General features: G+C 53.8%; 18 protein-coding genes. 8 read left to right on the forward strand and 10 right to left on the reverse strand.

Annotated features, from left to right (window positions below; translation table 11 throughout):
- From FEF65_RS13665 to FEF65_RS11455, 3 genes are all read left to right on the forward strand, one after another.
- Positions 1 to 613: SPOR domain-containing protein (locus FEF65_RS13665; protein ID WP_238701370.1), on the forward strand; the 613-nt coding region annotated here is incomplete at its 5' end.
- Positions 614 to 690: 77 nt separating this feature from the next.
- Entirely contained in the window at positions 691 to 2,187 is a 1,497-nt protein-coding gene (locus FEF65_RS11450) for a phosphomannomutase (protein WP_138239961.1), read from the forward strand.
- Positions 2,188 to 2,229: 42 nt separating this feature from the next.
- The gene (locus FEF65_RS11455; protein ID WP_138239962.1) at positions 2,230 to 3,351 is read left to right on the forward strand and encodes a THUMP domain-containing class I SAM-dependent RNA methyltransferase; all 1,122 of its coding nucleotides are present in this window, start codon (positions 2,230 to 2,232) and stop codon (positions 3,349 to 3,351) included.
- 158 nt (positions 3,352 to 3,509) lie between these two features.
- Here FEF65_RS11455 and FEF65_RS11460 read toward each other — a convergent pair whose 3' ends face one another.
- Positions 3,510 to 3,929: a secondary thiamine-phosphate synthase enzyme YjbQ gene (locus FEF65_RS11460; protein WP_138239963.1), complete on the reverse strand. Its 420-nt coding sequence runs from the start codon at positions 3,927 to 3,929 to the stop codon at positions 3,510 to 3,512.
- Between the two features lie 372 nt (positions 3,930 to 4,301).
- On the opposite strand from FEF65_RS11460, the gene FEF65_RS11465 reads away from it, so the two are divergent.
- Positions 4,302 to 5,363, forward strand: a complete 1,062-nt coding sequence (locus FEF65_RS11465; RefSeq protein WP_138239964.1) for a hypothetical protein — start codon at positions 4,302 to 4,304, stop codon at positions 5,361 to 5,363.
- A 281-nt stretch (positions 5,364 to 5,644) separates the two neighbouring features.
- Here FEF65_RS11465 and FEF65_RS11470 read toward each other — a convergent pair whose 3' ends face one another.
- Both FEF65_RS11470 and FEF65_RS11475 read right to left on the reverse strand, forming a co-directional pair.
- On the reverse strand, positions 5,645 to 6,562 hold the full coding sequence (locus FEF65_RS11470) for a patatin-like phospholipase family protein (RefSeq protein ID WP_138239965.1): 918 nt from the start codon (positions 6,560 to 6,562) through the stop codon (positions 5,645 to 5,647).
- 121 nt (positions 6,563 to 6,683) lie between these two features.
- On the reverse strand, positions 6,684 to 7,115 hold the full coding sequence (locus tag FEF65_RS11475; protein ID WP_138239966.1) for an Hsp20/alpha crystallin family protein: 432 nt from the start codon (positions 7,113 to 7,115) through the stop codon (positions 6,684 to 6,686).
- A 214-nt stretch (positions 7,116 to 7,329) separates the two neighbouring features.
- On the opposite strand from FEF65_RS11475, the gene FEF65_RS11480 reads away from it, so the two are divergent.
- Entirely contained in the window at positions 7,330 to 8,529 is a 1,200-nt protein-coding gene (locus FEF65_RS11480; protein WP_138239967.1) for an OmpP1/FadL family transporter, read from the forward strand.
- Between the two features lie 98 nt (positions 8,530 to 8,627).
- Here FEF65_RS11480 and FEF65_RS11485 read toward each other — a convergent pair whose 3' ends face one another.
- The 5 genes from FEF65_RS11485 to FEF65_RS11505 all read right to left on the reverse strand — a co-directional run bounded on the left by FEF65_RS11485 (position 8,628) and on the right by FEF65_RS11505 (position 13,861).
- Positions 8,628 to 9,050, reverse strand: a complete 423-nt coding sequence (locus tag FEF65_RS11485; RefSeq protein WP_138239968.1) for a hypothetical protein — start codon at positions 9,048 to 9,050, stop codon at positions 8,628 to 8,630.
- Positions 9,051 to 9,065: 15 nt separating this feature from the next.
- Positions 9,066 to 9,806, reverse strand: a complete 741-nt coding sequence (locus FEF65_RS11490; protein WP_138239969.1) for an outer membrane protein assembly factor BamD — start codon at positions 9,804 to 9,806, stop codon at positions 9,066 to 9,068.
- A gap of 9 nt (positions 9,807 to 9,815) precedes the next feature.
- Positions 9,816 to 10,604: a peptidoglycan editing factor PgeF gene (pgeF, locus tag FEF65_RS11495; RefSeq protein ID WP_238701371.1), complete on the reverse strand. Its 789-nt coding sequence runs from the start codon at positions 10,602 to 10,604 to the stop codon at positions 9,816 to 9,818.
- 74 nt (positions 10,605 to 10,678) lie between these two features.
- On the reverse strand, positions 10,679 to 11,677 hold the full coding sequence (locus FEF65_RS11500; protein ID WP_202978125.1) for an RluA family pseudouridine synthase: 999 nt from the start codon (positions 11,675 to 11,677) through the stop codon (positions 10,679 to 10,681).
- 6 nt (positions 11,678 to 11,683) lie between these two features.
- The gene (locus FEF65_RS11505; RefSeq protein ID WP_238701372.1) at positions 11,684 to 13,861 is read right to left on the reverse strand and encodes an Rne/Rng family ribonuclease; all 2,178 of its coding nucleotides are present in this window, start codon (positions 13,859 to 13,861) and stop codon (positions 11,684 to 11,686) included.
- A 458-nt stretch (positions 13,862 to 14,319) separates the two neighbouring features.
- On the opposite strand from FEF65_RS11505, the gene FEF65_RS11510 reads away from it, so the two are divergent.
- The 3 genes from FEF65_RS11510 to FEF65_RS11520 all read left to right on the forward strand — a co-directional run bounded on the left by FEF65_RS11510 (position 14,320) and on the right by FEF65_RS11520 (position 18,308).
- Positions 14,320 to 15,270, forward strand: coding sequence for an RluA family pseudouridine synthase (locus FEF65_RS11510; protein WP_138239971.1), 951 nt, complete (start codon positions 14,320 to 14,322; stop codon positions 15,268 to 15,270).
- Between the two features lie 180 nt (positions 15,271 to 15,450).
- Positions 15,451 to 17,913, forward strand: coding sequence for a glycogen/starch/alpha-glucan phosphorylase (locus tag FEF65_RS11515; protein ID WP_238701373.1), 2,463 nt, complete (start codon positions 15,451 to 15,453; stop codon positions 17,911 to 17,913).
- Between the two features lie 86 nt (positions 17,914 to 17,999).
- On the forward strand, positions 18,000 to 18,308 hold the full coding sequence (locus tag FEF65_RS11520; protein WP_138239973.1) for a hypothetical protein: 309 nt from the start codon (positions 18,000 to 18,002) through the stop codon (positions 18,306 to 18,308).
- Positions 18,309 to 18,373: 65 nt separating this feature from the next.
- Here FEF65_RS11520 and FEF65_RS11525 read toward each other — a convergent pair whose 3' ends face one another.
- Positions 18,374 to 19,822, reverse strand: coding sequence for an SLC13 family permease (locus FEF65_RS11525; RefSeq protein ID WP_138239974.1), 1,449 nt, complete (start codon positions 19,820 to 19,822; stop codon positions 18,374 to 18,376).
- Positions 19,819 to 20,592: a class I SAM-dependent methyltransferase gene (locus tag FEF65_RS11530; RefSeq protein WP_138239975.1), complete on the reverse strand. Its 774-nt coding sequence runs from the start codon at positions 20,590 to 20,592 to the stop codon at positions 19,819 to 19,821. The genes FEF65_RS11525 and FEF65_RS11530 overlap by 4 nt, the downstream gene beginning before the upstream one ends.
- Positions 20,593 to 20,619 lie beyond the last annotated feature (27 nt).

Below are 20,619 nucleotides of genomic sequence, written 5' to 3' on the forward strand. Positions count from 1 at the left end.
AGCTCAGGCAGCTCAGGCAGCTCAGGCAGCTCAGGCAGCTCAGGCAGCTCAGGCAGCTCAGGCAGCTCAGGCAGCTCAGGCAGCTCAGGCAGCTCAGGCAGCTCAGGCAGCTCAGGCAGCTCAGGCAACGCAGGCAACGCAGGCAACGCAGGCAATGCAGGCAACGCAGGCAACGCAGGCAACGCAGGCAACGCAGGCAACGCAGGCAACGCAGGCAAAGGCAACGCAGGCAACGCAGGCAACGCAGGCAACGCAGACAGCCGTTGTGCGCTCCTACAAGCAGGAAGTTATGGTTGCTTCGGCAGCTCTGGCGGCTGATGAGCAACCAGCGTCAGCATCTGCTTCTCCTGCCGTTGATGCCGCGGCGACACAGCCTGAAAATCACTGGGTAGTTAACCTCTCATCACATCTTGTGCGTGAAAAGGCAGAAGAAGCGGTGAAAGGATTGCAGCAGCTTGGTGTGACCAGTTCCATCAAGGTGGTGCTGGTCAACGGGCAGGAGTGGTACAGGGTGTATGTTGCCGGCTTTGATCATGATGGTGCCCGTGCATATTTAAATCAGCACAAGTCTGAGGCTGCTTTCGAAGGGGCATGGATCGGAAGGGATCTTTGACGGCTTGTCTGATTTTTCGGGCATATCAGGGTTACACATAATACAGGTTTATATTTCAGGCAGGGAAGGGGTGATGCATGAATGCAGTAAATGAGACAATATTGATTGCAGATTTGATGGAAAAGAGCGGTGTCAAGTTTGGTACCAGCGGTGCCCGCGGGCTTGCAACCGATATGACGGACCGGGTTTGCTACGCCTATACAATCGCGTTTTTGAGCTATCTGGAAGCGAAAGGCGAGATTCACTGTGGTGATGCCGTTGCGATTGCCGGCGACTTCCGGCCGAGTTCCCCACGCATTATGAATGCCGTAGCTATGGCTGTGGTGGATGGCGGTTTTACTCCGCTTAACTGTGGCTTTATTCCGACGCCGGCAGTGGCCTGTTATGCCATGACACGTGGGCTTGCCAGTGTGATGGTAACCGGCAGCCATATTCCGGACGATCGCAATGGTATCAAGTTCTACAAACCTGCCGGTGAAGTACTCAAGAGTGATGAAGAGGTGCTGAGCCGAAGTACTGTAACCTTGCCACCAAGCTTTGATGCAGAGGGCTTCTCAGTGGCAGCACCGGCATTGCCGCCGGCACTGGATACTGCCGAGAAGGAGTATATTCAGCGCTACCTGGACTTCTTCCCGGTCGATTGTCTGAAGGGACGCCGTGTTGGTGTTTATCAGCACTCCAGTGTGGACCGCGATATCATGGTTGCCGTCTTTGAGGGGCTGGGAGCTCAGGTCACTCCGCTTGGTCGTTCCCTGACTTTTATCCCGGTGGATACTGAAGCGATTCGCCCTGAGGATGTTGCCCTTGCCGCTGAATGGGCCGCGGGCGGTGATTTTGATTGTATCATTTCTGCTGATGGTGATGGCGACCGCCCATTGATCAGCGATGAGCATGGAAACTGGCTGCGTGGTGATGTGGCAGGCGTACTCTGTGCCCGTTATCTGGCAGCAACCCATGTGGTGACACCGGTAAGCAGTAACTCTGCTGCCGAGAAGTGCGGCTGGTTTGAGCACGTAGCCCGCACCCGTATCGGCTCTCCATATGTGATTGCCGCCATGGATGATGCGGTTGCAGAGGGTGGAAAAAAGGTCGTCGGTTATGAGGCCAATGGCGGCTTTTTGATTGCGACCCATATCGAATTGAATGGTCGTACGCTTGCAGCTCTGCCGACTCGCGATGCTGTGATTGTACCGCTTGCTATCCTGATGCTGGCGGCTGAAAGCAATCTCACCGTCTCCGGTCTGCTGACAACATTGCCGCAGCGCTTTACCTGCAGTGACCGGCTGAAAGCATTTCCGACCGAAATTTCGCAGGCTCGTATTGCGGGGCTGAATAGTGGTGATGAAGTCGCCGACCGGGAAGCGATTGCAGCGCTGCTGGGAAACATCTTTGGTGAGGTGGTGGCTGTGAATGATACGGATGGACTCCGTATTACCTTTGCCAGCCAGGAAGTGGTCCATTTGCGTCCAAGTGGCAATGCGCCGGAGCTGCGCTGCTATAATGAGGCGGCCAGTGAAGAGAGGGTGGTTGAGATGAATCGTACCTGCATGGAAATACTCGAGGGTTGGCGTTAAGCCGATGAAACTTTCCGCCATGCCCCTGACCGGCTTTTTCGGATGAGTGATGCTCCCCGTTATTTCGCCATTACCATTCCCGGACTTGAAGCAGTGGCAGCAGCCGAGCTGGCAGCACTTTCAGCCCATGATCTTGCCACGGTAGAGGGGGGGATCGAGTTCACCGGTTCACCGGATACGATGATGCGGGTGAATCTTCGTGCCCGCTCGATCACCCGTGTACTGTTGCGTCTGGCCTCGTTCAAGGCGTTGTCATTTCCCGAGCTCTACAACAAAAGCAGACGGATCGACTGGTCCCGCTATCTCGCTGACGGTGTGAAGCTGTCACTGCGTGCCTCCTGCCAGGGTTCGCGGCTGTTGCATTCAGGCCGTGTGGAAAAGGCTGTATTCGACGCGATCTGTGATAGCCATATCGGGGTGTCCGCAGAAGGTGACGCGGAGGGGCAGCAGATTCTGATTCGTATGGATCATGATCAATGCACAATCAGTCTCGATTGCAGCGGTGACCGGCTCGATCGGCGCGGATATCGTTTGCATAGTGGTATGGCACCACTGCGCGAAACGATTGCCGCTGCATTGTTGCAATGGATGCAGTGGCAGCCGGATGAATGGCTGCTGACGCCGATGTGCGGTTCCGGAACGTTTGCGATTGAGGCCGCTCTGATGGCTACAAAACGGGCCCCGGGTTTAACGCATGATTTTGCCTTTTTGCACTGGCCGAGCCTGAAGCAAAAGGGGTGGCAGCGGGTGAAGGAAAAGGCTGAAGCCATGGCTGTGACACCCCTGCTGCAGATTCATGCCAGTGATCTTGATGCCAAGATGTTGGCACAGGCAGAGCTGAATGCGGCAGATGCCGGAGTATCGAATCTGATTGAATTTTCCGAACTTGATATGGCTATGCTGCTTCCTCCTGCCGGTGCTACAGGGGGATTGCTGTTGGTTAACCCTCCCTATGGCGGACGTATTGAAGCGGATACACAGGCTTTATACGGTATGCTTGGCAAGGTATTCAAACGGCATTTTTCCGGCTGGCGCATGGCGGTGATTGTGCCGGATCAGGCTTGTGAGCGGGCACTGGCGATGACAGCAAAGCGGCGCCTGAAAATTAAACATGGTGGCCAGTGGGTGCATGTATTGCATCTGGAGTGTCCGGCTCGGCGTTAGCGAGATGCTGATTGATTGTCAGCCTGCCGGATTGTTGCGTCCGCCCGGAAGCGCTGATTGATTCAGGGCTCCCTGGCTCTGAAGTGTGCTCACTATTCAGGATGGGCAGAAAGTTGCGGGATTCGGATCAAGTCATGATCCGGGAAAACAGCTGAAGTTCACTCTCCCTGTAGCGTAACAATCAGCTTGCGCGAGCCACCATGGTTCCGGTGTTCGCCAAGATAAATGCCCTGCCAGGTGCCAAGGGCCAGCTGCCCGTTCCTGATGGGGATCATCAGAGCGTTACCAATGGTGGTTGCTTTCAGGTGAGCTGTCATGTCATCCGGCCCTTCATCGGTGTGGGTATAGAATGGCTGATGCTCAGGCGCTTGCTGATTAAAGTGCTGCTCCATATCGCTGCGGACAGAAGGGTCGGCATTTTCATTGATAGTCAGGCTGGCACTGGTGTGCTGAATAAAGAGGTGGGCCATGCCGATATGCATTTGCCTGAGCTCGGGAAGATGGGACAGGATTTCTGCTGTGATCAAATGAAAGCCCCGGCTACGAGGTTTCAGGGTCAATTGTTTTTGTATCCACATGTGGCAATGATATAAAATGAAGCCGGCCGAATGAATCCCTGTATTGTGGGGGGCGGTATATATATGCCTGTGGATAACTCTGTGAATAAACTGCGTAAAAGACGTTTATAATATGTGACAGGCTATCATTCTGTCTGTCATGGTTTGAAGTAATTCCTGTGAATGTTTATTATAAACAACATGTTAGGTGGTATTTTATTTGATTTCATCTATTCGTGCTGACGTGGACGAAGACATCGATCATCAAATTCGCCAGTGGAAAACTGACAGTGAAACTTTTATGGCGGCGCAAGGATTCAAGCTTTACTGCCGGGGTATGAGCCATAAGGCCTGTAAATTGACCCGGATATAACATCGGCTACCATGCATGGGATGAAACTGGCTGTATATATTTCAGGTCACGGATTTGGCCATCTGGCTCAGGTCGCACCTGTACTCAATGAGCTTCAGCGAAGATACTCGAATTGCACAGTGCTGATTCGTTGTGCTTTGGCGGAAGAGGAAATTCGCGCACGTCTTACCTTTGATTTCCAGCTGGATAGAGAGTCTGTTGATGTCGGCGTTGTGCAGAAGTCAGCGATTGAAGAAGACAGAGAGGCCTCCATCGATCAGTTGCGCCACTGGCTGGCAGATATGGATGCGCGTGTGCAGCGTGAAAAGAGATTGCTCGCGGAGTTCTCGCCCGATTTGATACTTTCCAATATTTCACCGCTGGCTTTTCCGGTGGCCAGGGCACTTGCTGTCCCCTCAATAGGACTGGCCACGCTTGACTGGCATACGATCTATTCATCGTGGCTTGAGCCGGATGATCCGGCACTGGCTGTGCTGGCTAAAGCTTATGCGTGTTGCGACCTGTTATGTACACCTCCCATGGCGATGGTCATGCCGGTGTTTCCCGAACAACGGAAGGTTCCTTTGATTGCAGCAAAGCCGCAGCCGGTATCATATGCTCTTCCGGTAGCTGCAAGCAAAACCGCACTTGTAATATTCGGTGGTTCAGCACAGCCCCCGTTTGATTATCAGGCACTTGCCAGATGCAGCGGATGGCACTTTCTGATGCCGGAAGCTCCGGCTGATGCACCGGCCAATGTGTCGGCGATTCGTTTTGATGCCAGTTTGCGTGCGGTGGATGTGATGCCATATGTTGATGCGGTTGTTTGCAAGCCGGGCTATGGAATTTTGTCGGAGTGCTGGTCGACCTCAACGCCGATCGTCTGGGTGGAGCGGCCTGATTTCCCCGAGTTTCCTATGCTGAAGGGGTGGCTTGAGAGCCACTTTCCGGCTGCCGGTATGTCACGGCGTGAATTTTCTGCCGGAGAGTGGTTACATGCACTGGAAAAAAGCCGGCAATCACCGCGCAGCTATCCGGATCCGGCTGGTGATGGGGCACAAACAGTGGCGGAGCTTATCAGCAGAGTTTTGCTCAGAGATTGATAAGGAAATGCTGATGTATTGCCACCCTGGCAAAAATCAGTTCGCCAAGACAAAAGTGTGACAAAGAGGCAGGGATCGATTGGACGGCCAAAACCGCCCGCAGGGCGAGGGCATGTTGCCCGAGTCATTCTACCTTTGCTTGCAAATCAAACACGTACCTGTCTGATTTGACTCGCTGTATCCTGCAGCTCACGGCGGCAAAGCCGTCCTGTCCGGCTATCCTGCCGGATTGTGGCGTCTGTCCATGGCTCGCCCATCAGCGCATCCATGTCTGGTTGCTGTCATAGAATGGATCTGAAGTCGCCCTGTCTGATTGCAGCCAATACCGATTGATATCCCTCTTCGATGCCCTCTTCAGCACGATCAAACTCGAGCAACCCCATATGAGCCAGGCGTGGAGAGACAAGGATATCGGGTGGGTCAGTGATCAGGCAGCTGCGCGTGATACGATCCTGCATGATATCAATGGCACCGGTCATGACCTCCATGATGCCCGGTATCCGCTCGGGTGAACGTGCAGAGGGTAGTATGGTTTTTGCGCGTTCAGCCACGCCTGCGGCAATTTTTTGCAGAAACTCACTCTCCTGCAGGGCCAGCGCGAGTCTTGTTTCACGCCCCTTGGCTCGCACATGATTACCGACGAGGCCGTTGTTCAGGTTGATGGCAATGACAATATCGGCCCCCATCGCCCTGCACATTGAAACCGGAAGCGGATTGACCAGTCCGCCATCGACCAGCCACTGATCTTGATATCGAAAGGGGGAAAAGAGACCGGGCAATGCAATGGAGGCCCGGACCGCATCAAGGAGGCTCCCGTTTTGCAGCCAGCACTCGTGGCCATTGTCGAGGTTGGTTGCGATGGCGCCATAGCCGGTGTCGAGTTGCTCGATCAATACGTCATTTACGTAGAGGCAAAACGACTCCAGCAGGCGATCTCCCTGAATGACTCCTCCGCCATGCAAGCTGAAATCAAGCAGGCGAATGATATCACGCGTTGACAGATGTCTGGCCCAGTGTTCGAGCTCATCCAGCCGGTGACATGCCAGCGATGCACCGACAAGGGCACCGATAGAGCAGCCGCAAATAATCCGGGGCGAAATGCTATGTTCCTGCAGGGCGCGGATGGCACCAATATGGCCCCAGCCGCGGGCAGAACCGCTGCCAAGGACCAATCCTGTAATCGGCGGGGACGATGTCATCGGGCTCTCTCTTCGTGCAGGCTGATCGTTTATGCCAGGCAGATTTTTCCGGTCGGAGCGGGTGGTATAAGAAGGGGCCGCAGCTGCGGCCCCGCCTGGAAATTTATCCGAAACATGTTAGCTAATGGATTTCAATCGAGCTCGGTTTGGCAACGCTGGACTTTGGCAGCCTGACCTCGAGTACGCCATTGCTCATGTGTGCCTCTACCTTGTCTGTCTCAACATTGGCTGGCAGTGAAAAGCTGCGACTGAATTTACCATATGCGCGTTCGATACGATGGACGTTTTTTTCATTCTCCTCCTTTTCGTAATGACGCTCACCGGAAACTGTTAATACGCCATCGTGCACGTCTACATGCACATCCTTTTTATCAATTCCCGGCAGTTCAGCTTGCACCAGCAGTGCATCGTCGGTTTCCCGAATGTCTACTGATGGTGCCCACCTTCCGTCGTCAGCTCCAAAGGCGGAAGTAGTTCCGCTTTCAAGCAGGCGACTCAGCTGGCTGTTTACCGACTCCAGCTCCTGCCAGGGAGACCAACGCATCAGGGTCATGATACACCTCCTTGCACTGATTCCGGATTCATGGTCCGGTATCATTCATATAGGTGAGCCCATACGGCTTTTCAAGTGATTCATTCATCGACATGGGTAAATAAGCCTCTGTGTGAGTGCTGTGGGGAATTTGTTTCTCCCGTCACGTATGCTGATTGCAAAAGGCGTTATATCGATTATCTTTAACTTCTTTTGAGAGAGAGGAGGTGGTTGTATGAAACGATTATCCGTCTTGTGTACATTGTTTTGTATCGGTGGCCAGGGTGCTTATGCAGGCGGCTTCCAGATACCCGAAATGGGGGTGAGAGCGATGGGCATGGGTAATGCATTTACTGCCATCGCCGATGACCCGACTGCAAACTGGTATAATCCGGCAGGCCTTGGCTTTCAAAAGGGGACCGCCGTGACTGCAGGTGCCGTTGCAGTGATGCCGAAAGTCGATTTTACCTCCAATACCAGTAATCCGTTACATCCGGCCGTTGCCAGCGCTGACCGCAAAGCGATATTTATTCCGCATGCTTATATGGCCATCAATACCGATTCAAACCTGACTGCCGGAATCGGCATCAACTCTCCATTCGGGCTTGAGGTGAAATGGCCTACGACTGCCGTGTTTGCCGGCGGTGCCCAGTACGGACGTTTGCAGGCAGTAAATATCAATGGCAATGTGGCCTTTAAATTAAATGACGGTTTTGCTGTTGCTGTCGGTGTTGATTTTGTCGATATGTACCGCGTTGATTTTAATGGAACTGCATTGCAGCAGAACTTCAAGGGGACTGGCTGGGGTTATAATGTGGCCGGACTTTATAAAACCGAGATGCTGAATGTCGGTGTCAGTTATCGCTCCAGTGTGAAAATAAGCTCGAAAGGTCAGTCTACCCATACGGCTACGGCGACCACCGGCAGTAATGCAATTACCGTGACCATGCCGGATATGCTCAATATCGGTGTCGCGTTTCATCCGGCTTCCAGCTGGACGATCAGTGCCGATGCGGATTGGGTGAACTGGAAAAAGTTCGACAAGCTGGCATTTACCTATAATCCGGCGCTGGCATTTGGCGCTATTCCCAACCTGACCGTGCCGGAAAACTGGAAAGCAACCTGGGCCTTCCGTGCCGGTGCTGAATGGGCCTATAGCGATACGATGCGTGCCCGTATCGGTTATACATACGACCCGACGCCGATCAGGGCGGTGGATTTTTCACCACTGTTGCCCGGCAATGACAGGCAGGCAGTACATGTCGGTTATGGTGTAGACCTGTCCGGACAGGTGACCCTGGATCTGGCCTATATGTTTGTCTGGCTTGCAGATCGAAATCAGACGCTTTCACCGGCTCCGAGTAACTGGGTGCGAAATGGTACCTATAAGTCCAATATTCATCTGGCAGGCGCTTCGTTTACCTATCGTTTCTGATCCGTGTAGCGAAAATAAAAAAAGGGCTCCTGCACGGAGCCCTTTTTTTATTTTCCTGATGGTGCACTGCTTCAGGGTGATAAGGAAGGAGGAGCGGTTCACAGGCCGCCGCTGATTCTCCAGCCGGCCGGTGTTCGTGTCAGTGAAATTTGTTCGCGCTGATACATTTCCCGCCAGCTTTTATCTGCTCTGACGCGCAGGCGATAATTCTGTTCACACAGTGCGTGGTTTTCATCCTGCAGTCGTATGATGCGATTGTCTGATGTCATGGTGATCTCATCAAACTGTTCAAAGAGTTTGTTGATCCGAATGACAAGGGCTGCCTCTGTTTCACCACGATCCTGGTAGCCAGGTGCAAGCAACTCGTGGTAGGCCAGAATATCATGCTCACTGACGGCGCGATCGCGGGCATCAAGGATGGTGTTGATGTCACTTTTATCATGATCGCCACAGCTGTTTAACAGTGAGGCAAGGATGAGCGAAGCAGCAAGCAGTCTGACAAGCCGGTTGAAACAGCGCATGGAAAGGTGCCCCGCTTACTGAATGAATCGATCGGCTTTTGAGCTCCAGGAGCTTTTGGGGTAGTTATGCTGCAATAATTGAGCTGTCTGCCTGGCATCCTTTTTCATATCCATCTCGTCATAGGATGAGGCAAGGTAGTATAATGCTTCTTCAATGGCCGGTGTGGTTTGATAGTGCTGTACGACCTGCTGAAAGCGATTGGCGGCAGCAACAAAACGATCCCGGCTATAATAAAATTTGCCGACCGTAAGTTCATGGGTGGCCAGTGTGTTATAAAGCGACTGCAGCCTGGCCTTTGCCTGTTTGGCGTAAGGACTGTCAGGGTGGTCCTTGATCAGAGCCTTGAAAGACTTGATTGCTGCTATGTTCTGGGTTGGATCTTTTTCTGCCGATGCGCGTTGCTTATACTGGCTCATGGCCAGCATATATTTGGCATAATCGACATTGACGTGCGTAGGATGCTGATCGATAAAGCGCTGACTCAGGACCTCGGCCAGAACCTCTTCCTCACCCTTGTAGGCAGCAAAAATACGCAATAATTCAGCCTGAATAGCGAGTTTACTGTAAGGGTAGCGACTGCTGAAGTGCTCAAGCGACATGGCTGCGGTGTTATACTGGCCGTGCTGAACCTCTTTTTTGGCAGCATCGTACTCACGCTGGGCGTCATTGAGGAAGTCGTTTTTCTTGTCTGCACAGCCGGCGCTTGCGGCCAGAGCGAGACAGATGCAAATGATGCGGAAGTATCTTGAGTTCATCGGCACAGACTACGTCGATGAAGGAATGGCGACAACGGCCAGCTGGCGTCCTGAGTGGTGTCCGTCACGTCTGAAAGAATAAAATTGATCCGGATGGCAAACAGTGCACAGAAATGAGCATTCGATATGGGGCTCTATGATGCCGCAATCCAGCAGTTGCAGCCGGTTGATGGCAGCAAGGTCAGCCCGCAGTGGGTGGGTGAAAATTTGATTCTCCGCTCCCGGACTGCTTGCAGCCAGTTTGTCAGCCGCATCTTCACCGATTTCAAAGCAGCATGGACCAATACAGGGGCCGAGTGAAGCCAGTATGCGTTCAGGCCTGGCACCCTGTTCAACCATGGCTGTAACAGCTGCCCTGACCACAGTATCCGCAGTTCCTCTCCAGCCGGCGTGAACGGCGGCAACGATACGGGATTGCGGATCAGCAAGCAGAACAGGCAGGCAATCTGCAGTTCGTACAGCAACGGGGGCATCAGTGTCTCTGCTAAGCAGAATATCCGCATCAATCTGGTGCATGTGGCCATTGCCAGCACACCAGATCAGGTCGCTTTTATGGACCTGCCTGGCCTGATGCGGCGGGCAGGGAAGCGGCGCCTTGGCACTGATTATATCGATGTTTTGCCGGATATGATCGGGCGCATCATCTGAATCGGTGGCGAAGTTCAGGCTGTCAAAAGGGGGAGGGCTTACCCCTCCGCCACGGGTGGTGAAAAAGCCCAGAATACCGTGGCGAAGCAGCAGTTGTGAGCGGATCAGTCCGCATGCCGTCCTGTCAGCTGATGCTGTCATGTCAGTCATTTGCGCCTGTTGATCATGATGAGGACATTTTTGCAGTCAGTCATGGGCATATCACAAGACGGCAGTCTGTGAACCTAGGACCACTGATGAATCATGGCTGCTTCCATCTGCCCGTAGCTGCTGATCAGTGCATCGCGCAATCTTGCCAGGTCTGCAGGCAGGGGGGCCCGGAAACTTAGCAATTGACCGGTAATGGGGTGGTCGAACTCAAGCAGTTCGGCATGCAGTGCCTGTCGTGTCAGGTCCGCAATGGCCTGACGGGCCGGCTGCCGGATTTCAGCACCGGGATGGTAACTGCGTGCATATACTGCATCCCCCAGAATCGGAAGATTCTCATGGGTTAAATGAACCCTGATCTGATGGGTGCGCCCGGTATGAAGGGTCAGCCGCACCTGGCTGAACGGACCATATACATGTTCGATGGAAACATCGGTAACAGAGTCCTTGCCTCTTTCGTTGACAGCCATTTTTTGCCGCTGGCGGGGGTGGCGCCCGATGGGGAGATCGATACGCTTTTCACGCCAGTTGGGAGTACCGCGACTCCATGCCACGTATTGTCTGTTCAGATTGTGTTCGGCGAACATCTCCGAAAGCCTGCGGTGTGTCAGCTCCGTTTTTGCAATGACAAGGCTGCCGGATGTGTCTCTGTCCAGGCGGTGTACAATGCCCGGGCGCTCAATGCCATTAATGCCTGGCAGCGAGTTGCAATGGTGCAGAAGCGCATGCACCAGCGTACCATGATCATGACCATGAGAAGGATGGACAACCATGCCGGCCGGCTTGTTGAGAATGATCAGGTGCTCATCCTCAAAAAGAATGTCCAGGCTGATGGCTTCCGGTTCAAGGTTCATCTGTTTCACAGGAGGGAGGGTGATTTCAAAGGAATCCCCCTCCCATACCTTGCATGATGCCTGCAGATCAGTCTCTCCGGCCGCGTTGGCAATATGTCCATCGCGAAGCAATGACTGAATATTGCTGCGACTGAGTCCGCTTTCAGCGGCCAGTACTGCATCCAGGCGTTTGCCGGCTGTATCGGCAGTGATCGTGATGCTCAGAAAGGAGTCGTCGTCCACTTCCGCTTACGCCCCTTCTGTCGGTGTGACAGGTGCAGGCAGTGCTGCAGGTTGGCGGGGAGCCTGTGGCTCTGAGGCAGGAGTGCTGTTTTCATGGCTGTTGTCAGAAGTCTGTGCCTCGGTGTTCGCTGCTCCCTCACCACGGTTTCCTGACGGACGTCTGCGTCTGCGTCTGCGCCGGCTTTTTGGAGCCTCGCCATCCGCAGTCTGTTCAGCCGGCAGTTCTGCGGCCACTGGCTGTGCTGCCTCATCTGTTGCCTGTGCAGGGGCCGGTTTCGGACGAGGTTTGCGAGGTGGTCTCTGTCGCCTCTCTTTCTTGCCTTCAGGGGCATTTTCAGGCGCAGCATTTGCGTCCGGCTGCTTGCCTTGCTCACTGTCCGTGCTGTTCCTGTTGCGGCTCTTGTTACCGGATGAGCGTTTGCGCTGCTCACGTTGTTCATCACGGCGCTGCTGCTCTGCTTCTGCAGCGGCTCTCTCTTCAGCCTCTTTCTGCTGCTTTTCCCTGCGGCTCTGACCGGTCAGAAGATCAATCAGGACTGACAGCGCGCCCTTCTTCTTCTCTTTCTTTTCCGGCTCCGGTGGGGGTGTCGGAATGCCGACAACCGGTTTGACGGGCTTTAACTTGCGGCCCGGCCGGGGTGGTTTGACGCGTTTGCTGGTATCCTCAAGGACCTCGACACGTTGCTGATTATTTTCAACCCACTGACGCTCGATGCGGTAATGGGGGATATCAAGATCAGGACGAATCTGCAGGGTGATCTGCAGCCCGTAGGTTTCCTCGATACGGGCAATGCTGTCCCGTTTGTTGTTCATCAGATATTCGCCTGTATCGGACGGTACCTGTACCACAAGCGTAGGTGTCTTGCCTGCTTCAGCCCAGTCTTCCATGCGGGTGAGCATCTGCAGTGCCATGGAGTCAACTGTGCGGATAAATCCACGGCCCTGACAGCGCGGGCAGGACTCAGTGGTTGATTCACGAACAGATGGATGCAATCGCTGGCGCGACATTTCAAGCAGACCAAAGCGGGAAATGCGTGCGAACTGGATACGCGCTTTATCGCCCTTGCAGGCGGCGCGCAGGGTCTCTTCAACCAGCTGTCCGTGTTTGCGGCTGGCCATATCGATAAAGTCGATGACGATCAGGCCGCCGATGTCGCGTATGCGCAGCTGCCGGGCGATCTCTTCGGCTGCTTCAAGGTTGATGGCCAGTGCGGTATCATCAATATGCTTGCCCTTGGTGGCACGGGCGGAGTTGACGTCGATGGCAGTCAGAGCCTCGGTGGGATCGAGTACGATAGAGCCACCGGAAGGCAGGCGGATCTCACGCTCGTGCATCTCCTCGCACTGTGATTCGATGCCATATTTGCGAAACAACGGAATCTTTCCGCGATAGAATTTTACCAGCTTTTCCTTGCCGGGAAGAACGGCATGAACAAATGATTTTGTGTGGGTATAGATTTCATGATTATCCACCCAGATCTCTTCCACATCGTCAGAAAAATGGTCGCGGATCGCACGGGTGGCGAGATCGCCCTCAAGGTAGATCAGTGCCGGCGAGGGGGTGGTTTCACCCTTGATGCGGATCTCATCCCACAGGCGGCGCAGGTACTGATAGTCGCGTTGCAGTGCTTCCAGGGTCTGGTCCTTACCGGCAGTTCTGATGATCAAACCCATATTTTCAGGGACTTCAAGCTGGGAAAGAATCTCCTTCATGGAGCGACGATCATCATCCGACAGCTTGCGCGAGATGCCGCCGCGTGTGGTGTTCGGGCTCAGTACCAGGTAGCGGCCAGCCAGAGAAATCTGGGTGGTGAGGGCGGCACCCTTGTTGCCTCGCTCCTCCTTGACGACCTGAACAAGCAGCTCCTGCTTGGGAGCCAGTACATCCTGAATGGATACATTGCGTACGTTGGTCGACTTGTCGACCCCTTCCTTCCAGTAGTCGGGATGAATCTCGCTCAGCGAGAGAAAGCCCTGACGTGCAGCCCCGTACTCAACAAAGGCAGCCTGCAGGCTGGGCTCAATTTTGGTGATGCGACCTCTGTAAATATTGCTTTTGGTGAGGGTTTTATGTGCTGATTCGATATCAAGCTCGTGCAAATAGCCATCTTCTGCGATGGCCACACGGCTCTCTTCCTCATGCGATGCATTGATCAGCATGAGCTTTTGTGTTGTTGTTGTCACGCCCGGTTCCTTTTGGCGTTTGACTGGCTTGTTTTAAAGCACGGCACTGTGTGACATATGGCGTCAGCCTGCAGTTGCAGCTGACCAGCCATCAGGTTGCTGTCACGAAATTATACTGTTTCGGCATCTCTTGTGGATGCCTGGACAATATATATTCAGCTATATTTTTGCTGTCCGCTGTCTTTGGGTTGCAACGGTCAGCACAAGTCGTTCAAACGCATTTTATTGGCGCAGGCTCTACGTGTTGTCGCACGGTCAAACTGCAAGGGGCGTATCACCAGGGGCAACGGGTCGGGAGAAGCATAACCCGGCCTGAGGTGAAAAACATTCGAAGGCTGGGATTCCCGGAAAATAAACCGTAGATTGCAAGGCTGGTGATGCGCACGCGCATTGTAGTGTGGTGAAACAAAACGGAGCTCGCTACGCTGGCCGTTGAATCTACAGGTATGGAGACTGGTTTGGCAAGAGCTATTACGGAAGAGGGCATCCTGATCGTGGGTGAGGATGAGGATGGCAGCAGACTTGATCGTGTATTGATACGTCAGCTCGGGGCTTCGCAAAGGGCGCTGATTTTACGTCTGATCCGCAAGGGCAATGTCCGTGTCAATAAAAAACGTACGAAGCCGGAGGCCCGCGTTGCGGCCGGTGATACGGTGTTTTTGCCTGCGAGTTTGCGTGAACCGGAGGCCCCGGCTGAAACAGGTGCCGTGCCTCACAGTCTGTTAAAACGGGCCATGGCCATGCCTGTGCTTTATGAGGATCAGTGGTTGCTGGCGGTAGATAAACCTGCCGGGATGGTGGTGCACGGGGGGAGTGGTCATGAAGCCGGGTTGATCGAGGCTCTCAAGGAGGCGCGCGGCCTCGAGGATCTGCGTCTCGCACATCGGCTGGATCGCGACACCTCCGGGGTGTTGCTGCTGGCAAAAAATCTCGAAGCGCTTCGTTGCCTGGCTGAGTCATTCAGGCAACGCGATATGCAGAAGACATATTTTGCTCTGGTCAGCGGTCATCCGTTTACACATGCCGGTCGCATGATTTCACATCTGGCCAAGGGTGTGGTTCAGGGCGGTGAGCGGATGGTGGTCGATGCAGAAGAGGGAAAGGAGTCGATTACCGACTATCAGGTGATGATGCACTACAACAGGCATGGCGTGGACTATGCCATGGTTGCCCTCAAGCCGCATAGCGGCCGCACCCATCAGTTGCGTGTCCAGTTGCAGGGGGAGGGGCATGCCATCCTTGGCGACGGCAAGTATGGCGGCAAGGAGGAGCTTGCTGCCTACCGGGCGGCTGGCGGCAGGGGGCTGATGTTGCACGCCTGGCGATTGCGTTTTACCCATCCGGTCAGCGGCAATGACATGGAGTTGAAAGCACGATGGCCGCAGAGCTGGGATCTCTTTTTGGCCTGAAGGGGCGGGCCGGCCTGTTGTGCGACCTGATTTTTGCGTGCAGAAATGACAACATCAAATGCGTAAAAGCAGGCAGTTACATTGACTTGAATGGTATGGGTGGACAGGGTGCGACGCAAATTTCGCACATCCGGAAGGTAACTATCTATGTCGGACAACTCTCATGCCAGGATTGATATCATGGACGTACCACAGCTGGACAGGGATGCAGCAGGCCTGATCAAGGGTATTCAGCGTCACTATCTGCGTACGCTGGGGCAGCATACAAGCAGTCGTTCCAACCACTACAAATATCAGGCACTGGCTTACACAATCCGTGATCACCTGATGGAAAACTGGAAAAATACAAAAGATGCCTGCAGCAAGCAGGATGGTAAACGGGCCTACTACCTGTCGCTTGAGTTTCTGATGGGTCGTGCACTTGGCAATGCGATTCTCAATCTCGGACTGGATGACGAGACTGCCGATGCGTTGCACCAGCTGGGTTTGAACTACGAAGAAAAGATTGAGATGGAGCGCGATGCCGGCCTTGGTAATGGTGGTCTGGGGCGCCTCGCTGCCTGTTTTGTGGACAGCTGCGCGACATTGAATCTGCCGGTCACAGGTTATGGCATCCGTTATGAGTACGGTATGTTCCGTCAGTTGATCCAGAACGGCTACCAGGTTGAGGAGCCGGATCACTGGCTGAACTATGGTAACGTATGGGAGATCACCCGCCCTGAATATACACAGCGTGTTCATTTCGGTGGTCACAGTGAATGCTATACCGATGATAAGGGCATGATGCGTTGTCGTTGGGCTGACACTCAGGACGTGCTGGCCATTCCTTACGATATCCCGATTCCGGGCTTTGAGAATAACACGGTAAATACACTGCGCCTGTGGAAAGCGGCTGCGACGGATGAGTTCGATCTGGGCGAATTCAATGCCGGCAGTTACCCTGAGTCGGTGGCTGCGAAGAACAATGCCGAGCATATCTCGATGGTGTTGTACCCGAATGATGCCAGTGAATCAGGCAAGGTGCTGCGTCTGCGCCAGCAGTATTTCCTCGCGTCTGCCAGCATCAAGGATGTACTGCGCCAGTGGACGGAAACGCATGGCAATGACTTCAGTCAGTTCGCCGAGAAAAACTGTTTCCAGCTGAATGATACCCATCCAACCGTTTCTGTTGCCGAGCTGATGCGCCTGCTTGTCGATCAATATCGTCTTTCCTGGGAAGAAGCCTGGGATATCACAACGAAAACCATGGCGTATACCAACCATACGCTGTTGCCTGAGGCACTTGAGCGCTGGCCTGTGCATCTCTTCGGTCGTTTGTTGCCACGACTGCTCGATATCATTTACGGCATTAATGCCCAGTTCCTCACCAAGGTGGCGGAAAAGTGGCCGGGTGATGTGGATCGTCAGCGCCGCATGTCGATTATTGAAGAGGGTGATGTCAAACAGGTTCGTATGGCCTATCTGGCCATTGTCGGCTGTTTCTCCGTCAATGGTGTGGCACAGCTGCACTCGGATCTGCTGGTGGAGGGGCTGTTCAAGGACTTCTACGAGATGTGGCCTGAGAAGTTCAATAATAAAACCAACGGTGTCACCCAGCGTCGCTGGATGGCATGGTGCAACAAGCCGATGACTCGTCTGATCAATGATACGATCGGCAGCGGCTGGATCACCGACCTGCAACAGCTGCGTCAGCTTGCACCCTATGCGGATGATGATGCATTCCGTCAGAAGTGGGACGCTTGCAAGCGCGAAAACAAGGTGCGTCTGGCAAAACTGGTACAGGATACCTGTAACGTGGAATTCAATCCGGATGCGATGTTTGATATCCAGGTGAAACGCATTCATGAATATAAGCGCCAGTTGCTGAATGTACTGCATGTCATTCATCTGTATGACCGTATCAAGCGCGGCGATACAGCGAACTGGACACCGCGTTGTATTCTGATCGGTGGCAAGGCTGCTCCGGGCTATTACATGGCCAAACAGATCATCAAGCTGATCAACAATGTGGCTGATGTGGTAAACCATGATCCGGACGTTGGTGACAAGCTGAAGGTGGTATTCTTCCCGAACTACCGTGTATCCGCCATGGAAGTCATCTGTCCGGCAGCCGATCTCTCCGAGCAGATCTCAACGGCCGGTAAAGAGGCCTCCGGCACCGGTAACATGAAGTTCATGATGAATGGTGCGCTGACAATCGGTACGCTTGACGGAGCCAATATCGAAATCCGTGAAGAGGTCGGAGATGACAATTTCTTCCTGTTTGGTTTGACGGCAGCGGAAGTTGATTCAATTCGCGGTCACTATGATCCGAATGGCATTATTGCCGCCGATGAGGATCTGCGTCGTGTGATGAACCTGCTTGAGTGCGGCCACTTCAGCCAGTTCGAGCCGGGTCTGTTTGCCGGCATTTGCGGTGCTATTCGCAATGGTAATGATCCATGGCTGGTGGCGGCAGATTTCCGCTCCTATGTTGATGCACAGCAGCGTGCTGCATCGGCATACATGGACCGGACATCATGGCTGAAGAAGAGTATTTACAATACTGCCTTCAGCGGAAAGTTCTCTACCGATCGTACAATGGAAGATTACAACCGTGAAATCTGGAAACTGACACCGATTACTCCTTTGTCGGCAGCGTAAGTCATGCAGGCGGGACAACCGGCTCACCGAGAGCCGGTTGTCCCGTGCTGATGTCTGGCCGATGACCTCCGAACCCGGGGATATAAATGCCTGATGCTGATTCTCCTGAAGCGCATGTTGATTTTCTTCTTTCGATGCTGGTGGATCCCTGCGAATCACTGACGTTAAGGGAAGATGCAGCCAGCTACCTTGGTCATATGGATGACGGTGCCGTACTGGCGTCGCTGATCCTTGTTGCATCTGACAAGAGTCAGCATGAGCGACTGCTGGCGCGTTGCGGTAATGCCATTGCTGAAATATGGGACAGGAATCGTAATTTCGATGTTGATCTGCTGATGGAGGGGCTGACCGGCCCGGCCAGAGCAGGCGTCAACGGCTGGTTAAAAAGCAAATAACTTTTTCAGTACGATATCGTTTGATGCGGCGAATGGCAGGTTGGATCCTGTATTTGTGGCGCGGATCAAGGCAGTAGCGGGCGTAAAAAATAGATCAGCATGACAATCACCGGTGCCATGATCAGATTCATCCGTAGGCCTGCCCTGACCATATCATGCATGCTTACATGACCTGAACCGAAGATGATGGCGTTCGGCGGGGTTGCAACCGGTAGCATAAAAGCACACGAGGCAGCGAGTGTGGCCGCCAGCATCAAGGCTGTCGGATCAAGTGTGTTGGCCAGACATGCCGCCGCCAGTATCGGCAGCATGACCTGAGTGGTGGCGGTGTTGCTGGTGATTTCGGTCAGGAAGATGATGGTCAGCGTGATGCCGAGGAGCATCAGGGGTAGCGGAACAGCTCTGAGAAATGCCAGCTGGCTACCGATCCAGCCCGAGAGGCCTGAATGCAGCATGCCATAGGCAAGCGCAAAGCCTCCGCCCAGCAATAATACGATATCCCACGGCAGGCGAGAGAACGTTTGTTTGCCCAGTATGGCTGTGCCATCACTGCCTTTAAACAAAAATAGCAGGCTGGCCATCAAAACGGCGACAGTGCCATCATCCACACCCTTGTATGGCAGCAGTGATGCCCATCCCGGTATATTGAAGGACTCGCTATGAATGCCTTTGCGGCCCATCCATAGCAATGCCGTGATGGCAAGAATCCAGGCAACAGCTTTCTCGGCTGCTGATACGGGGCCCAGTTGTTTCAGGCTCTGTTGCAACGAGTCACTATCGCTCTTCTTCCATGGCAGACGAGCGATGGATGGGCCAAGTACGGCAAAGAGTACGGCGATGCCTGCGATGACCACCGGCACACCTATCATCATCCATTGCAGGAAGGAGGGGACGGCAGCCGGGCTGGTGATGCGTATATTCTCAAGGAAAACCAGGTTGGGGGCCGTGCCAACGGGCGTTCCCATGCCGCCTATATTGGCTGAGTAGGCGATGATCAGCAGAAAAGTGGCGGCCAGCGGGGCAATCTGATCGGCTGAGTGCTCATCTATCAGACGCTGTAGCAGGGGAAGGGCGATGGTGACCATCAGCATCGTGGTTGCGGTATTGGAGATCCACATCGAAAGAAATGCTGTTGCAATGGAAAAGCCGAGCGCAAGCTGTAGCGGGGATGCGTGCAGTCTTGCCAGCATATTCAGGGCAATCCGTTTATGCAGGCCACTGTTCTCCATGGCCTGTGCAATCATAAAGCCGCCGATAAACAGGAAAATGATGCTGTTGAAGTATTGGGCTGAAATCTGCTTGCCGGTTGCGATGCCGAAAAAGGGAAAGCAGACCAGCGGCAGCAGAGCCGTCAGCGCAAGCGGCACACACTCGCCAATCCACCAGATGGCCATCCACAGGGAAATGCCAAGCATCGCACCTGCAGCCGGCGCATCCGGTATATCAGCCAGTATAAAGCAAAGCAGGGCAACAACTGGTCCGGAGGCCCTGGCAATGCGCTGCCCGTTGATCATTCCTCTGCCGGTTTCATGGCGGTGACGACAATGCTTCTGCCCAGCAGCATGGCCGGAGTATTGATTTCCCGGACGATGGGCGCATTGAACTGATCGATCGTTTTATATTTGTTTCTCTCTTTTTTCCATGTCATGGCGGCGATGATCCGGATCGGGATGAATAGCAGGATAAACCAGTACAGTGATGGAAACTGCATCTTGTCCGTGCTCAGTTCAGGCAGGGAAAAGCCGCTGTTCATCAGCGCATGCGCAAGATAGGGGTAAGGGATGGGGGTGATATGGCCACCGGTACTTTCAATGGATGTTTCCCCCACATGCAGCGGGCCGAACATGCTCCAGAAACCGGTGGTGAGAAACCGCATGCGTGACTTCATATTCAGTACATTGGGGGTGGTGATCACCACCACTCCACCCGGTTTCAGGATACGGTGAATCTCCCGCACGATGGCCCGATAGTTTTCAAGATGCTCTGCCACTTCAGTGAATGTCACCAGGTCAAAGCTGTGGTCGGGGTATGGCAGGCGACCATCATTGAGGTCGACCACATCGACCTGGATATCGGGCAGCTCCATAAACTCATCGGTATAATCCAGGGCCCGGCTTTCAACCCGGAACTCCTGGCTGACTCGTCGAATCAGGTTGCCAGTGCCGCTGCCAATATCGAGGTGATGACCAGTGATGTTCGGGTGCTTCTGTTTCAGTGTGGTGATGACAGCTTCGATCGTGGCATCGAGACTGAGTTTATCATCTTTTATCTCATGAGTTTGCATCGGTAGAATATAAATATTGCACCGCAG

The organism is Mariprofundus erugo (assembly GCF_005818865.1).
GTDB lineage: Bacteria > Pseudomonadota > Zetaproteobacteria > Mariprofundales > Mariprofundaceae > Mariprofundus > Mariprofundus erugo.